General features: G+C 41.0%; 14 protein-coding genes. 5 read left to right on the top strand and 9 right to left on the bottom strand.

Going from position 1 to position 14,529, the window contains the following annotated elements; all coding sequences use genetic code 11:
• The coding region (locus ABZB17_RS12280) for a glutamine synthetase type III (protein WP_372650621.1) at positions 1-1,519 on the top strand (1,519 nt) is incomplete at its 5' end.
• Positions 1,520-1,682: 163 nt separating this feature from the next.
• Positions 1,683-3,674 carry an OmpA family protein gene (locus tag ABZB17_RS12275; RefSeq protein ID WP_372650619.1) on the top strand — a complete coding sequence of 664 codons (1,992 nt, stop codon included), beginning with the start codon at positions 1,683-1,685 and terminating at the stop codon, positions 3,672-3,674.
• Here ABZB17_RS12275 and ABZB17_RS12270 read toward each other — a convergent pair.
• The 7 genes from ABZB17_RS12270 to ABZB17_RS12240 all read right to left on the bottom strand — a co-directional run bounded on the left by ABZB17_RS12270 (position 3,671) and on the right by ABZB17_RS12240 (position 10,449).
• Positions 3,671-4,312 carry a hypothetical protein gene (locus tag ABZB17_RS12270; RefSeq protein ID WP_372650617.1) on the bottom strand — a complete coding sequence of 214 codons (642 nt, stop codon included), beginning with the start codon at positions 4,310-4,312 and terminating at the stop codon, positions 3,671-3,673. The genes ABZB17_RS12275 and ABZB17_RS12270 overlap by 4 nt on opposite strands.
• 100 nt (positions 4,313-4,412) lie before the next feature.
• Positions 4,413-5,345 carry a sensor histidine kinase gene (locus tag ABZB17_RS12265; RefSeq protein WP_372650615.1) on the bottom strand — a complete coding sequence of 311 codons (933 nt, stop codon included), beginning with the start codon at positions 5,343-5,345 and terminating at the stop codon, positions 4,413-4,415.
• An 81-nt stretch (positions 5,346-5,426) separates the two neighbouring features.
• On the bottom strand, positions 5,427-5,786 hold the full coding sequence (locus ABZB17_RS12260) for a helix-turn-helix domain-containing protein (RefSeq protein ID WP_372650613.1): 360 nt from the start codon (positions 5,784-5,786) through the stop codon (positions 5,427-5,429).
• Positions 5,787-6,180: 394 nt separating this feature from the next.
• On the bottom strand, positions 6,181-7,233 hold the full coding sequence (locus tag ABZB17_RS12255) for a TrkA family potassium uptake protein (protein ID WP_372650611.1): 1,053 nt from the start codon (positions 7,231-7,233) through the stop codon (positions 6,181-6,183).
• Positions 7,234-7,249: 16 nt separating this feature from the next.
• Positions 7,250-8,542, bottom strand: coding sequence for a DUF2851 family protein (locus ABZB17_RS12250; protein ID WP_372650609.1), 1,293 nt, complete (start codon positions 8,540-8,542; stop codon positions 7,250-7,252).
• A gap of 95 nt (positions 8,543-8,637) precedes the next feature.
• Positions 8,638-9,165: an RNA methyltransferase gene (locus ABZB17_RS12245; RefSeq protein WP_372650608.1), complete on the bottom strand. Its 528-nt coding sequence runs from the start codon at positions 9,163-9,165 to the stop codon at positions 8,638-8,640.
• A gap of 24 nt (positions 9,166-9,189) precedes the next feature.
• The gene (locus tag ABZB17_RS12240; protein WP_372650606.1) at positions 9,190-10,449 is read right to left on the bottom strand and encodes an arginine deiminase family protein; all 1,260 of its coding nucleotides are present in this window, start codon (positions 10,447-10,449) and stop codon (positions 9,190-9,192) included.
• Positions 10,450-10,556: 107 nt separating this feature from the next.
• Here ABZB17_RS12240 and ABZB17_RS12235 point away from each other — a divergent pair, with 107 nt between their 5' ends.
• Genes ABZB17_RS12235 through ABZB17_RS12225 form a run of 3 tightly spaced genes read left to right on the top strand, consistent with a single transcriptional unit; the run spans position 10,557 to position 12,017 of the window.
• Positions 10,557-11,141 carry a DUF4294 domain-containing protein gene (locus ABZB17_RS12235; RefSeq protein WP_372650604.1) on the top strand — a complete coding sequence of 195 codons (585 nt, stop codon included), beginning with the start codon at positions 10,557-10,559 and terminating at the stop codon, positions 11,139-11,141.
• A gap of 1 nt (position 11,142) precedes the next feature.
• Positions 11,143-11,709: an RNA 2',3'-cyclic phosphodiesterase gene (gene thpR / locus ABZB17_RS12230; RefSeq protein WP_372650603.1), complete on the top strand. Its 567-nt coding sequence runs from the start codon at positions 11,143-11,145 to the stop codon at positions 11,707-11,709.
• Entirely contained in the window at positions 11,706-12,017 is a 312-nt protein-coding gene (locus ABZB17_RS12225; RefSeq protein ID WP_372650601.1) for an antibiotic biosynthesis monooxygenase, read from the top strand. Before thpR ends, ABZB17_RS12225 begins: the two co-directional genes overlap by 4 nt.
• Positions 12,018-12,133: 116 nt before the next feature.
• Here the strand turns inward: ABZB17_RS12225 and ABZB17_RS12220 are convergent, their stop codons facing one another.
• Together ABZB17_RS12220 and ABZB17_RS12215 are read right to left on the bottom strand one after the other, a co-directional pair.
• Positions 12,134-13,552: a sugar transferase gene (locus ABZB17_RS12220; protein WP_372650599.1), complete on the bottom strand. Its 1,419-nt coding sequence runs from the start codon at positions 13,550-13,552 to the stop codon at positions 12,134-12,136.
• A gap of 91 nt (positions 13,553-13,643) precedes the next feature.
• Complete coding sequence (locus tag ABZB17_RS12215; RefSeq protein ID WP_372650597.1) at positions 13,644-14,507, bottom strand: hypothetical protein; 864 nt, start codon at positions 14,505-14,507, stop codon at positions 13,644-13,646.
• Positions 14,508-14,529 lie beyond the last annotated feature (22 nt).

Below are 14,529 nucleotides of genomic sequence, written 5' to 3'. Positions count from 1 at the left end.
TTTGTTTATGGCGCGTCCCGACCTGATGTTAACCGGTCGTACGCTGATGGGCCACGCATCATCAAAAGATCAGCAACTTGACGACCATTATTTCTCATCCATCCCAACGCGTGTAAACAAGTTCATGCAGGATGTTGAGAATGAAGCCTACAAACTGGGAATTCCGGTAAAAACACGCCATAACGAGGTGGCCCCAAACCAGTTTGAGCTGGCCCCGATTTACGAAGAAGCCAACCTGGCTAACGACCATAACCAGTTGTGCATGGACATTATGCAGAAAATTGCCCGTCGTCATAAATTCCGCATTCTTTTCCACGAAAAACCATTTGCGGGAATTAACGGATCGGGAAAACACAACAATTGGTCGTTATCAACCGATACCGGAGTGAATTTGTATTCGCCGGGTAAAAATCCAAAATCAAACCTGCAGTTTTTAACGTTTGTAATTAATACATTAAAAGCGGTTTACGATAACCAGGATTTGCTTCGCGCCAGTATCTTAACCGCGTCGAACCAGCACCGATTGGGAGCCAATGAAGCTCCTCCGTCAATCATTTCTGTATTCCTTGGATCAGAAGTTTCGGCTATGCTCGATTTAATGGAAGAAGCAGTGGTTGACCGTAAAATGACTCCGGATGAAAAAACTGCTTTAAAACTGAATATCGGTCGTATCCCTGAAATTATTCTCGACAATACCGACCGAAACCGTACATCGCCATTTGCTTTTACCGGAAACCGTTTTGAGTTCCGCGCTGTAGGATCGATGGCCAACAACGCTTCTGCTTTAATTGTGTTGAACACCGCAGTTGCCGATCAGCTGAAAAAGTTTAAAATTGAGGTAGATACCCTGATTGAAAAAGGAGTGAAAAAAGATGAGGCGATCTTCCAGGTATTGAAAACGCTGATCATCGATACAAAACCAATTCGTTTTAACGGCGATGGTTACAGCGAAGAATGGGTAAAAGAAGCCGAAAAAAGAGGTTTAACCAATATTGGAAATGTGCCGGATTCTTTGGCGGCCTACATGCGCGAAGAGTGTATCGACCTGTTCAACCGTAATGGCATTTTCAACAAATCCGAATTGGAAGGCAGGGTAGAGGTTGAATACGAGAAATTCATTATGAAGGTGCAGATTGAATCGCGTGTTCTTGCCGATATTGCCATTAACCACATTGTGCCAACGGCAGTGGAGTATCAAACCATGTTGCTCGAAAATGTGAAAAACCTGAAAGAAGTATTTCCTGAGGAGGAATTTTTGTCGCTGGCAGGTGGCCGTTTAGACCTGATCAGAGAAGTGGGAGGCCATATTTCCGCGATTAAAGCAAAACGCAAAGAAATGATTGCCGCACGTGCCAAAGCAAACAAGGTGGAAGATGTGGTTGAAAGATCAAAAGAATACGACAAAGAAGTGCGTCCGTACCTGGATGAAATTCGCGACCATATCGACCGACTTGAATTGATTGTTGACAACGAAAAATGGCCGTTACCAAAGTACCGCGAGCTGCTTTTTGTTCGATAAAAAGAAGTTTACAACACTACATAAAAGACTTTCTGATTTTCAGGAAGTCTTTTTTGTAGCTGTATACTTAAGCAACTAATAATTCGTTAGATAAAAGACTAAACGATATTATTGGAAATAGTCGGTAAAAAAATTTACTTTTATTCCCCGAAATTGAATGGGTATGAAGCAGGTTAAACTAGCTGTTTTTGGTGTTATAATCATAGTTTTAAGTGGTTGCGGTTCGGCCAGATACGGACGCGATGCTACATTGTCGCAGGATATTGGCGAATATTACAAAGCCATTGAAAAATACCGTAAGGCCAGAAAAAAGGAAAAGAACCGAGAGAAAAGAATTGAATACGCATATCAGTTGGCAGAATGTTACCGGGCAATCGGATTGTATGATTACGCTGCCCAGAATTACAAATTTGCCATTCGTTTGGGATTTGATGATAAAGAAGCGCTGCTGCATTATGCTGATATGTTGCGTATTACACAGAAATACGAAGAGGCTTACGAAACCTACCGTACCTATCTCGAGGCAGTTCCGGGCGACCAGCGTGCTTTAGATGGTGTTGAGGCCATGCAAAAAACACAGGAATGGGTGGCCAATCCCACAAGGCATATCATCAACCCTATAAAAGAAATTAACTCTCGCGAGAGCGATTTTGCCCCGGTTTTTGTTGGAGGCCGCGATAACGAGATCTATTTTACCTCATCGCGGGAAGCCTCTACCGGTAAAAAAGAAAGTATGATTACCGGCCAAAAATACACCGATATTTATCGGGCAACTTTTGGCATTCAAAGGCAGAAATGGGAAAAACCCAGGTTGCTGGACGAGAGTATGATTATTAACACCGGCGATGAAGAAGGTGCTGTTACCTTAAGTTCAAGTGGCGAGGAAATGATATTTACACGCTGCCGTTACGACAAGTCAGAGCCCCTGGGTGCCGAATTATACTCCACTTCGCAGTCGCGTGGTTCGTGGTCAAGTCCAATAAAATTACAAATTGTTGGCGATAGTATTATTGCAGCTCACCCTGCACTCAATCCTGATGGAACAGAGATCTATTTTGTGTCTGACATGCCCGGAGGACAGGGCGGAAAAGACATTTGGAAGGCAACGGTTGATGGTGGATCTTTTGGAAGACCGGTAAATCTTGGTCCCACTGTAAATACATCGGCCGATGAAATGTTCCCTTTTGTGCGCGATAACGGAGATCTTTATTTTGCTTCGAACGGCCACATCGGGCAGGGAGGTTTCGATCTTTTTCATGCCTACAAAAACGACGATGGAATTTTGGTGGTTGAAAATATGGGCTCACCAATGAATTCGCCTTCCGACGATTTTGGAATTGCATTTGTAACCGGCGAAAACAAAGGAATGTTCACCTCGAACCGCAAAGGATCGCGTGGCGATGATATTTATTCATTTGTAGTTCCTCCGAAAGTTTACCAGATAGAAATTGACGTTTTTAATAAAGAAACGGCATCGCATCTGGATGGATCGACCATGCGTGTGATCGGGACTGACGGTACCAACCTGAAAATTCGTGCCCGTGGCGGTAAGTTTAAAATGAAACTGAAGCCCGAAACAGAATATGTTTTTGCTGCGTTTAAAGATGGATTTTTGCGCGATAAAGCAGCAGTAAATACCATTGGATTGGAGGACAGTAAAGATTTTCGTTTTACCATGAACCTTACTCCAACCGATGCGCCGATAAAAGTTGATAATATTAACTACGAGTTTGGCAGCTGGGAATTACTCGAAAGTTCGAAAACTGCGCTCGATACCCTGGTTCAGATATTGGTTTTTAACCCAACCATTACCATTGAGTTGATGGCGCACACCGATTATGTTGGCAGCGAGCAGTTTAACTTCGACCTGTCGCAGAAACGTGCACAAAGTGTGGTGGATTACCTGATTGAAAAGGGAATAAACCCGAATCGTTTGGTAGCGAAAGGTTATGGCGAAACCTGGCCAAAGACGGTAACTCGAAAATTAGCTAATCAGTACGATTTCTTAAAACGCGGCGATGAACTGACAGAAGAGTTTATTCTGAAATTGCCCGAAGCACAGCAGGAAATTGCCCGTGGAATTAACCGTAGAACGGAGTTCCGGGTACTGTCAACCGACTTTATCGAACGATTCGATGCTGAGCCGGAAGGTTAATTGTCTTCGTCGGGTTCTTCTTCTTTTTCCTCTATTGGTGGTTTTACCACTTTTCGGGTAGAGTAATAATCTGTCTGGTACATTTTACGTCTTTTATGTTTTTGTACTGCCTTATCAATCGCTTGTAGTGGAACACCTAATATCGGTAAAAAACTTATTGATGAGGCTTCTGTTCGCATAAGGCGGTTGTGTTCGGTCATTATTGTTGTAGTTGGATCACTCTCCGGTTTCATTTTGTTGTATTTGAGGGGTTTGTAGTCGCCTAAAAAATTAAGGTTTTCCTGGGCGCGTTCCGAGTCGGTTTTTTGCTCGGGACTAACCACCACTTCGGGAATTTGCACGTCTTCTGATTCCATTTTAATGATCGGATTCTGCATCAAATTGTACACCTGAACCGATATCCGAAAATAGGAGATGTGCGAGAATATCAGCGAGTCCTGGGCGCTTACGGTTAGTTTAAAAACTCCATTGGCTCTTGTAATGTCTTTTTCTAAGGTTCTGGGGTTAATTACATATACATCGGCAATTGGAAGCCCATCAGTGTTTACCGTTTTCCCTTCAATGATAAAGGTGGGCGAGTCTTGAGCGTAGGCATTAATACAACAGGTAATGGCTAACAGAATGGTTATTGACTTCATTTTTGTTTAGTTTTCAGCATAAAGGTCGGGATAACTTGTTTTAAGGTAACTGAAAAAAAACTAAACTATGTTAATAGATTTTTTGGAGGCCCGGATTAGTTTACCGCGAAGCCGGAGAATAGGGAATACGAAAATAGAACACTGTTCCTTCTCCAACTGCGGAGTTAAAGCCAATATCTCCTTTTAGCAGATCGATGTTGCCTTTACAGATTGAAAGTCCCAAACCAACTCCATCGTAAAATTCTTTATGTTCGTTATGTGCCTTTTGAAAACGTTTAAAGATGTATTGCTGTTTTTCGGGTGCAATGCCAATCCCAGAGTCTTCGACAGTAAACTTCAACATATTATTATCAAGCGTATAGCTTAATTTTATGGTGCCTGCTTCCGTATATTTATTGGCGTTGTTGAGCAAATTCATAATTACCTGCCGAAGTTTTCCGGCATCAGTAACAATGTGGCTTTTTTCATCACTCAATCCTTTTTCGGCTACAAATTTTATCGAATTTTTTACAGTGGGTTTAAAAGCTGCATCTATTTCATCGATCATATTGTTCAGGGTAAAAGTGTTGTTGAATACTATTACATTTCCTGATTCAATCATTGAAATATCAAGCAGTTGATTAACGATATACAGCAATTGATTCGAGCTGTTTCGAATGATGGCCAGGTACTGATTTACTTCTTGCTCATTAAACTCCTGGGTGTTCAGAATATCAGAAAAGCCAACTATGCTATTCATCGGAGTTCTGATCTCGTGCGAAATGTTTTGTAGAAAAGCTGTTTTTAAAGCGTTGCTTTTTTTTGCCTCGGCTTCCGCCTTCCGTAATTTCCTGAGGTGCGATTTTAATAGTAACAGCAAAAGTACAGCGGTAGTAGCCACATAAAACCACCCTTTATAGGTTTGAAATTTGGTCAGAATTTCCTGGTTACTGGTTACCGATAGTAGAAACCGATCGGAGAAAATGATCCAGAGCCCACCAATAAGGAGGTAGAGTAAGGTAATGCGGTATTCAAATTTAATCTTTTTTTTCACAGCCAAGGGCATAATAAATGACACACTTATAAACCAGGATTGCGAAACAAATGTAGTAAAAGTTGGCTTAGCTATTAAATGTCAGCTTTTGCCAGAGGCCAGTTTTTCATTTATAAGCTGCTCAATTTCGTCGAGTTTGTCGATGGGCACCGCGTTTAGGGTTTTGGTAATGTCGACCACCTTTTCCGTTTTGCGGATATTGTTTATCGGATGTTTGCTGTCTACGGTATTCTCATTATCCGGAATCCACTCAAAAAAGTCGTTGGGTGTACAACGCAATAGAAGGCATAGTTTTTCCATCTCTTTGGGCCTGATATAAGCAGCCTGATTTTTATTTAGTTTTACCGCAAAATTACCTGAAAAACCGGCATTAACCAGGTACGAATAGGGCCGGTAAATTCCCCTGGCTTTAAAAATACGTTCGAAGTTGTAGCGTAACATTATTTTTAGCTTTTAACGTTTATCGGTATTCAAGTTACGGCATTTTCCCCACAATTATATCCTTAAAGTGTGTATTTTACTCTTAACAACATTTATTTTCATGTATTTACTTTTATATGAACTGTAAACCGAGGTTTATTCACTGCATACATTAGTTAATAAGATGTGTATAGCAAAGAATTATATGTATACAGTGCATTTTGTGCTGTGAATATTACCTAATACACTCTTCACACTATAGTTTTACATGTATATATTGAAGTTTGTACATCGTACATTGGGAAGTTAACTATGCGCAAACTGGGTTATGCTCTGTAAAGGGTTAAATAACTATGTTTTTGAGGAGTTTTTCTCAGGAAGAAAGTTTTTAATTTGAACGAAACGAATTTTCTGTTTATGCTTCGCTTTGCATTACTTCTTTCAGGCGTTTAATCTGGGTTGGATTTCCCAAAACAAAAAGCTGATCGTTGCGCGAAAGTATCATTTGCGGATCGGGATTAAAAACGTAACGGGCTCCGCTAATTTTTATTCCAATAATGTTGGCTCCCGTTGTTTCGCGAACCCTGAGCTCAGCAATTGATTTGCCCACAAATCGTTGTGCCAGACTTTTACACGCCACTTCTTCCAGCGTAACATCCTGCGATTTTTGCAGCAAAATATATTCGATAAACTCAACCACATCGGGTTGGTGCACCAGCTTTGCCATTCGCTGACCTCCAATACGTTCAGGCATAATTACATTAGTGGCACCGGCGCGTTTCAGTTTCATCTGGCTTTCCAGTTCCGAAGCGCGGCTGATAACGGTAAGTCCCGGGTTCATGCTTCGGGCGGTAAGCACCACAAATACGTTATCGGCATCGTTTGGAGTGGTGGCAATTAATGCTCTTGCCCGGTTAATGCCTGCTTGCTCCAGCGTTTCTTCATGCGTTGCATCGCCCTTAATGTATAACAAATTAGGGTTTTCGCGTATTCTAGAAATAACGTTATCGCGTTTGTCGAGAATAACAAACTCAACATTGTTTTCGGCCAGTTCCATGGCTGCCTGTTCGCCATTACGGCCATATCCCACAATTATTACGTGGTCTTTTAGTTTTGCAATTTTTTTATCCACCCTGTACGTTTTTATATAGTTAGCCAATTCTCCGTCGAAAACAAAACGTGCCATATTCGAGCCTACATAGGCCAAACTACCCAGACTCATTATAATTAAAGCAATGGTAAATATTTTTCCATCGGGGGTTAAGGGATGCGAACCAACCTCTTTAAAACCAACAGTGGAAATGGTAATCACGGTCATGTACACACTGTCGAGCAGGTTCATGTCCTCGATATAATAATACCCGGCTGAGCCAAAAATAAGAATGGAAAATAGCAAGCCAATACCAATTTGAATGGTTTTGCTCGAAACCGCCTGAAATTTATTATACTGTTGGCTACTTGTTGGCATGTTAGTCGTCCTGATTTTACATTGATGAAACTAATTTCACCCCTAATTGGCAATTTAAACATTTTTTTGATTCGCAGTAATAGTTTTTTAGTTGAAGTAAAGCTTGCGAATCAAAAGCCGAGCGCGCCTGAACACCGAGATCTGTCCATTTTGAAATAATGGAATTGTTCTCGGCTGGTAGGTTTTCGAGAAACCCGAGCGCACGGTTTTTTAACTGGTGTTTATTTTGTTTTTCGCCGTACACAAATAAAAAAGGAACAATAACATTGATAATCAGAATGTGGGCCGCAGTATTTCCCAGTTCCTTTGGTTGGGTGTTTTTCGATAATTTATTGAAGTTGTAATGTGTATCCCAGTATTCAGAGGCTTTTACCTTAAATAATTGTTTAAGTTCTTCAACGGACTCAATTTCCATGATTTTTGAAAACAGTCCTTCTGTTTGATAAATTAGCGCTGCCAGTTGCGAAATACGAATAGTAGGGAAATTAGGTGGCCGCAAACGCATAAATTTCCACAAATGGCCTTCAATTCCTTTAAGCTTGTACTTCTTGTACAGAAAGGAATACTCGTCGCGAAGGCGGATAAAATACTCGTCGCCCAACAATTGCTGGTTTAGTAATCCTGAATTCCCGAACAACAAGGCTTCCAGTTGAAAGAGGCTGTTTTTGTGTTTAAGCAGCGTTTGAATAGAGAGCGACTTTGCCAGCAACTCAAAGGGAACGGCATTTACTTTAAACCCAAACATGCGTGCCAGTAGTTGAAAAAATGTCTCTTCCCAGTTGTTGTTGTTTTGCTCAAGTTGCTCAACAATGGCTTGTGTTTTTGTTTCCAGCCGTTCAATCATCAGCCGGTTAAAACCCAGTTGCAACAGTATCGGATTAACTTTATGAAACTGGTTCTCGCAGGCAATCCAGGTTTGGGCATTTATCAGCTTTTGGTAATTGTGTTTAAGTTGTTCCGGGTAGTTCAAAATCAACGTTGGAATTATTTCTCCATTACTTCTGGCTATTGTTGTGTCGGCCGTTTCAACCACGTGCAAAATAACGTTGTCGTAGGCTTTGTCGTTGGTATGTTCGTGTTTTTGCCAGTCGGAAGCTGATTTATGAATTTCGATATTACCGGCCCACGTAGTTTCGTTTAATTTGATCTTCGCATTAAAAAAATCGGGACCGGAGTCGGTATTTTTTCGTCCCTGGTCGATAATCTCCAGCCTGTCGCCTTCAACCGTTTGTATATGATTTGTTGTAAAAAGTTTGTTTTGCCAAATGTATTGAAGAAATTCTTCAGGCATATTTTGCAAGTCAGCCATTTGGGAATATTTTTTAGTTTCCCTTAAAAATAAGGAAAATGTTTGAGATATTGGAAATTGGTGGTCTGACTCGAAGTCGGGCTATCAATCAGTAGTCACTTTATTTTCTGAAAAATATCCCACAAAACAATTCCGGCACTTACCGAAATATTGAAAGAATGTTTGGTTCCGTATTGGGGAATTTCAATGCTGCCATCGCAAAGATTCACCACACTTTGTTTCACTCCTTTAACTTCGTTGCCAAAAACCAGCGCTACTTTTTCATCATCGGCAGGTTGATAATCGGGCAGCATAATACTGTTTTCCACTTGTTCAATGGCATAAACCTTAAACCCTTCCTCCTGTAATTTTTTCACCACTTCTTCGGTGTGCTCAAAATATTCCCAGTCAACCGATTTTTCGGCATCAAGAGCGGTTTTCCTGATTTCGTTGTTGGGAGGTGTGGCTGTAATTCCGCACAGGTAAATTTTATTAATCAACAAGGCGTCCGAAGTGCGAAACACTGAGCCAATGTTGTTACAACTTCTTATATTATCAAGCACCACAACAATGGGTGATTTAGTCGATTTTTTGTATTCCTCAACGCTTAAACGGCCAAGTTCTATATTTCTGAGTTTGCGCATAAATCTTTTTGTTTCAATGTGATTCTACCAGTTCACTGCTTTTCGTCTGAATGGTTGCGACATACAACGTGCACCGCCTCCACCGCGTGCCAGTTCCGATCCGGCAATGGTTATCACGCATTTTTTGTAATCGTCAACCGCTATTTTTCCCGAAATAATATCGGTAGCCGCAATTACCTCGTAGCCGTTTTTGTTTAGCTCCTCAATGGTATGTACGTTACGCTGGTAGCCGATTATTTTTCCCGGAGCAAAAGCCAAAAAGTTAGCACCGCTGTGCCATTGCTCGCGCTCCTGGATCCACTCGTCGCTGTTGCCACCACACGAAATCGGGTTTAAATCCATGCCCAGTTTTTTTAACGCTTTCGGCAGGTTGGGCATTTCTTCAATCCGGCTAACATCGCCGTTTTCAATTTCAATGTGAATGGTTTTAAAACGGCTCATTCCGAAAATTACCGGCGGATAAACCATACATTCATCCGTATTCAGAAAAGTAAAAACCATGTCGAGGTGAATACACGACTCGGGTGTTTCAGGCAGCTCCTGAACGATAATATGTTGTTTTTCTTTTTTGTGCTTTTTAATGTTTTCGATGATAAAATCAATTCCCTGCGTGCTGGTTCTAACGCCGGTGCCAATAACAAAAATATCGTCGCGTGCAATTTGCACATCGCCGCCTTCGACCATCGATTTTCGGTTCACCATAATGTTCGATTCGGGTTTGGCAGGATTCAAAACGTGGGTCTCAATTTCCGGGTGGTACTTATAAATGGCCTCCATAATAACCGATTCCCGCTCGCGAACAGGATTGGCCATTTTGCCAATAAGCATATCGTCATTCATTGCCATCGCCGAGTCGCGTGTGAAAAACAGGTTGTGTAAAGGGCGCAGCAAAAAACGCTCATTACTCAGGTAATTGGTTAGGTTGTTTTTCTCCAGCACCACACCTTCAATCAGCATTTTTGCCAGTTTTTTCGCATCGGTTTCCAACATTTGCTGGCATGAATCGATGTATTCAGTCATGCAGATTTCTTTCAGCAGTTCTTTTTTTACTGCATCAGTAGCCAGAATATCGGCCAGCAGATCTTTCACCTGGTAAACCTTCGATACCTTTTTTAGCACACCTTCAAACTGGGCATATTCGGTCGAGGCAATCGACAAATTTAAAATGTCGCTATACAGTGCACGTTCGGCATTTGCCGGAGTCATGTTTTCAACTTCCGAACCCGGAGTGTGGATAATTACGCCTTCCAGTTGGCCAATTTCTGAATGAACCGATGTTTGCATAATCGCGTATAATCTTTTGTTTTCGGAACCAAAGATATAAACTTTGTATGGTCCGTAATTGATTAACGAATATTTCGTTCTACTTTTATGTTGTTAAAAATATTTTAATGAAGAGGTTTGTTTTTATACTGTTTTTAATGTTGGGAGCATTGCTGACCGGGGCGCAGGAAACCGATTCTTCTGAGGTCCATATGGGTTATATTCAGGATGGCGACACTATTATTTTTAAGAACATAAAGGAGATACCTGTTTTTCCGGATCGTGAGTTTAAAAACAACCGGGAATACCGGCGTTATACACGTTACATACAAAAAGTGAAAAAGGTGTACCCGCTGGCTGTTGAGGCACGCGAATTGTTGAAAGAGTACGAGCCCGAATACTATGCCCTGCAAACACGAAAAGAACAACGGAATTTGATGAAACAGTTGGAAAAGGAACTGCTCGATAAACACAAAGATGAACTGAAAACATGGTCGATTTCGGATGGGCGGATTTTACTGAAACTGATTAATCGTGAAACGGAGCGAACGCCGTATAGTTTGATAAAAGATTTCAGGGGCGGATTTAGCGCTACCTTTTGGCAGGGAATTGCCAAACTTTTCCGGAACGATTTAAAAGCCGGTTACGATCCTGATGAAGAAGACCAGGTGCTGGAAGAGATCGTTACATTAATTGAATTAGGTTATTTGTAGCATGCGAGACCACATCAGAACTTTTATTGCCATAAAAATTACTCCAAACAAGGAAGTACTGAAACTGCTACAGCATTTTAAAAACCAGTTTTCCAACGACCGGATAAACTGGATTGATCCCAATAATCTTCATTTAACGCTGCGTTTTATAGGCAATACAACACGCGAACAGCTTTACGAATTGGTCGATCGGTTGGAGCTCTTAATTTCTGAAAAACCGAAATTTGAGATCACCCTAAAAGGAACGGGTTATTTTAAAAGCAAAAACCAGCCACGCGTTTTGTTTATTAAACTCAACGAATCGGAGGAGCTGTTGCAACTGGTGCCGGAAATCGAGAAGCAGGTGGTTGCCTGTGGTTTTGATGGCGAGCAAAAAACATTCAGGCCACACTTAACGTTGGGCCGCATAAAATCAGTGGAGAACAGAGCCCGGTTTTTCTCTATTTTGGATGAAATGCTAACGGAAGAATACCAGAAAGTTGAGGTGAAAGAACTAATGCTGTTTCAGAGTATATTAAAACAAACCGGCCCGGAATACAGGCCAATAAAAACATTTCCGTTAAAATGATTGCCAATACACCAAAACCACCATACTATGCAGTGATTTTTACTACACAGCGCACCACTATTGATGAAGGTTACGCAGAAATGGCGCAACAAATGTTGGAGCTTGCTCAACAACAGCCAGGCTTTTTGGGAGAAGAATCAGCTCGTGACGGATTGGGAATAACCGTTTCGTATTGGGAAAACCTGGAAGCGATTCAAAACTGGAAAAACAATGCCAAACATTTGCAGGCACAAAAACTGGGAAAAGAAAAATGGTATAAAAAGTACAAGCTACGAGTTGCACGGGTGGAGCGCGATGCGGAATTCTGAATGATAGAATGCTTTAATGCAGAAATGCTTAACTGGATTCTTGATACTGGATTCTTGATGCTGGATACTGAAAACTGATACTGAAAACTGAGACTGAAAACTGCGACTGAAAAGTTTTACTTTCCGTTTCCTTTTATACTAACCAGTATGGTGTAAATCAGGATTTTAAAATCGATGTATAAGGAAATGTTTTTCAGGTACATCATGTCGTAAGTTAAACGTTCCAGCATTTCATCAATATTCGATGCATAACCACATTTTACCTGCCCCCACGAAGTTATTCCCGGACGCAATTTTTGCAAGTGGGTGTAATGCGGTGCCCGTTTAATAATTTGTTTAATGTAGTATTCGCGCTCAGGACGCGGCCCCACCAACGACATGGTTCCCATTATTACATTAAAAAACTGCGGAATTTCATCGAGGTGTGTTTTACGAAGAAAACGACCAATTGACGTAATCCGTGTATCGTTTTCCGACGACAGGGCAGGCGAGCCATTTTCTGCTCCGTCAACCATACTTCTCAACTTGTAAATATAAAATGGTTTTCCGTATCGCCCTATGCGTTCCTGTTTGTATATGATTGGCCCTTTTGATGTTGTTTTAATGATAAACGCCAGCACAATAAATACCGGGAAAAACAGGATAAGTGCGATAATGGAGAACACTACATCCAGCAAACGTTTCATATTTTCCTGCCAGCCGGGCATTAATCCGTTACTGATCTTTATCAGCGGACTCCCGAAAATGGTATTGGTTTTTGTAATGCCCGATAGCAAATCGTACAAATCGGGGATTCCCCAAATGGTGATCTGCCTGTTTTCAATAATCGTAAGTATTTCACTCAGTTTATCGTGTTCGCTTGTTTCCAGCGCCAGAATAACTTCTTCAATTTGCTCTTTATCCAGAATATTGAGAATGTCTTTTATGTGCCCGAGCATAGGTAATTGCTCGCCTAAAACGGATTCGCTGGCCTGATCAAGTTCTATAAAACCAACAAATTTATTTCCGGCTGGTCTTACCTGGCTCAACATTTCGTTGTAAACCTTTAGTGCCTTTTCGTTACTGCCAATAATTAGCGTGTTAAAACCAATTTTGCGCTGGTGTATTTTATGAATGGTTTGTGTGGTCAGTATCAGGCGGAAAATATAGGTGAGCAAAAAATGTAATCCAAACAGCGTGAACACCAGATTGTAGTAGTTTTTATACGACCCAATCCAGTCGTCAAGTAAAAAGGCAAAGAAAATAACCACAACTCCAACTACCGATGTAAAGAAGGTTTGCCCCAGTTCAAGCAGTCGCGACCGGCGAAAAATGTTATTGTAAAAACCAACAATGTAATAAAAGGTAATCCAAAATGCAGGGATGATCAGCAAGCCTAAATAGAACTGCGGGGTGAGTTCAAACGGAACATCCCAACCGTTAAAATACTGGGGTTCAATAATTTCTTTTCGGTACACAAAAAAAGCAGCCCAGGCAAGTGCTGCAGCAAAAAAATCGAAAAATAAATATTTGGCTGTTTGCCGCGATTTATTCATTAACAAGCGATTAAGTCAGGTCGTTTTTGCAATCAGTAGTAAAACGCCTTGCAATGCAAAATGTTGCCGTAAAAGTAGTTTTTTGTTGGTATTAATGAATAGAAAACTGCGCGATCTTTTTGTTGATCTTTTGGGCCACGTGCATGGCAATTAAATAATCATCAAGTGTCGATATTTTTTTGATCTTTCCTTCAATTGCCTGAATGAAAAAATCCAGCTCTTTAACTATACAATCGTTGTCAAATTCAATAGGTTCATTATCAGACAAAAACTTTTCTTTGCTGAAATTGAATGTAGCAAATTGGTTGTCGGAATAAATTCTGACTTTAAAATTCTTCAGCGATTCCAGTTTCCCAAAATTCAGATTAACCACTGATGCATCGCCAAATTCAAGCCGAACGTTGGTGAATTTCGAGCTGTTATATCCCGGAAATGTAACCGCGCCAATTTTTTTCGGAGAAATGCCCGTAATTTTCAACAGCATAAGCAACATGGAGTACAGCGATTTCTTTTCGGTTACATATTCCTCGAAATTGGAATAATCGATAAAAGCCGGCGTTTTTATGTTTTTGTTTGCCCACTGAATGGCCGGCGAGAAAAAATACGGATTGGTAACCTGCACCACCGAGCGCGATTCGTTGATAAGCTTATTCAACTCAGTACACTCATCGATGGTAAGATCAGGATATTCAGCACAAAATATGTGTTTCGATTTTTTTATAATATCGCGCATGAATTTAAACGGCATGGGCGTTGAGTTGTCCATGATGATCAGATCGGCACGTTCAATTAATTCAACCCGGTTAAATTCCGGGATGGAATAATGAAAACCGGTGAGCTCTGCACTCGATCCAACAGATGCTTTCCCAATAATATTGATTTGGGCGTTTTTCTTGATCTCCAGTACAAATGGCTCAAGAATTTTAGTGTTCCCGATTAATCCAACATTCAGCATAGTGCGCTATTTAAAATGAATT

The sequence above is a fragment of the Draconibacterium sp. genome (genome assembly GCF_041583095.1).
In the GTDB taxonomy this organism is placed as follows: domain Bacteria; phylum Bacteroidota; class Bacteroidia; order Bacteroidales; family Prolixibacteraceae; genus Draconibacterium.
Note: the sequence above shows the minus strand (reverse complement) of the source record. Positions and strands in the feature narration are given on the sequence as shown.